This is a genomic window from Priestia sp. P5_B4 (assembly GCF_056400385.1).
In genome coordinates, this window is sequence record NZ_JBFULJ010000850.1 from 1 (window position 1) to 1,642 (window position 1,642).

General features: G+C 33.1%; 2 protein-coding genes. One reads left to right on the plus strand and one right to left on the minus strand.

Features of this window, described 5'->3' with window-relative positions:
* Positions 1–177 precede the first annotated feature (177 nt).
* Positions 178–945 carry a glucose 1-dehydrogenase gene (locus AC1DRF_RS26660; RefSeq protein ID WP_279621070.1) on the minus strand — a complete coding sequence of 256 codons (768 nt, stop codon included), beginning with the start codon at positions 943–945 and terminating at the stop codon, positions 178–180.
* A 345-nt stretch (positions 946–1,290) separates the two neighbouring features.
* On the opposite strand from AC1DRF_RS26660, the gene AC1DRF_RS26665 reads away from it, so the two are divergent.
* Positions 1,291–1,642: hypothetical protein (locus tag AC1DRF_RS26665; RefSeq protein WP_477742151.1), on the plus strand; the 352-nt coding region annotated here is incomplete at its 3' end.

Consider the following 1,642-nt stretch of genomic DNA (forward strand, 5'->3'; position numbering starts at 1 on the left):
GTGCTGRCCTTATATATCAAAACGCCTAAGAAAATGCATTCATTTATATATTCTTTTTAACTATCTTATAGATAACAAATGAAAGCAATATCAATTTGGAGGTTTAGTAAAATCCTTTCCGACTTCGGTCTTTCCTGAGATTTCAATGTAATTTAGAAATAAGATTGATTAACCATTTTAAGATGCTATCCATCCGCCATCAACATAAATGGTTTGCCCAGTTATATAATTAGAAGCATCTGAAGCTAAGTAAACAGCAGTTCCTGCAAGGTCTGATTCAACACCAAGTCTACCTTGAGGTATTCGACTCAGGATAATCTTGCTACGCTCTGGATCTTTGAAGAGAGGCGCAGTTAACTCCGTGTGAAAATATCCAGGAGCAATGGCATTAACCTGTATATGAGAAGCCCACTCAATCGCCATTGCTTTAGTAATTTGATCAACGCCACCTTTAGAGGCAACATATGGTCCCATATTAGGTAAGCCAATCTGGCTGCTTAATGAACATATATTAATGATCTTCCCATTTTTTTGATTCATCATGATTCGGGCTACTGCCTGTGATACAAAGTATGTCCCTCGAAGGTTAATATTGATGACTTTTTCCCAGTCTTCAAGAGTCGTTTCCAAGATGGGGCCACGAATGTTAATACCTGCTGCATTTACGAGGATATCTATTTTTCCAAACTTATTTTTGAGGGTTTTCGTAAGGGTTAGAACTTCTTCATAATTAGACACATCCAGATTCATGACTGAAGATCTTAAACCTTTATTTTCAAACTCTTGTTGGATAATAGATAACTTTTCTATATTTTCAATTCCAGAAATCACAACTTCTGCGCCTGCTTCTGCTAAGGCTAAAGCTATACCTTTCCCCAAGCTTCCGGTCCCCCCAGTTATGAAAGCCGTCTTTCCAGATAAATCAAACAGATTTTTTGCTGTCATTCTTCACACACTCCCTTTATTTGTTTAAGTTAATTTCTTTGATTAACAATTTCAATTTGTCGTATTTCTAACAAGCAACTGATAGATTACAATAATTTAACCCGTTTCCTCTTTTCCCTCACTGCGTATTTATCACTTTAATAATATGCAATTTCCATACCAACTTATATTTGTAGACTATATGAATGGGAACTAAAAACTCTGCATGACATAATAAAGAGTATCTATGTTACTTTTCTAATTTTTGAGCTTATTCAAGATGAAGGTTCTAAATTAGAAGTGAAAATCAATGGTATAATAAAAATTATATTTAACACTGTTTTTATGTGAATAAGGGGTGGGAAAATGAATCATTTGTTAGACAACAAACTCGAAAAAAAATTAATAAAGATGACTAAGCTAGATACATTTATAGATATAATGGAACACGCGACTATGTTATTTCATGAAAATGGATCCTTGTTGTATTATAATGAACCAGCGAAAAAACTCTTTAATTTTAAAAAGAGCTTTTCTTTTCATGATTCTTCACTATTTTTTTTAAGTCAGCAAATAGTAGATAGTAATATGGATCAAATCGATAGTGAGTTTTCTATAAATGAAATTAAATATTATCGATCTGTGCGAAAAATTAGCTTTGATGACGTTATATTTCTATTAGAAACTTTAGAGCCTTTATACGTCTATCAAAGTAGAC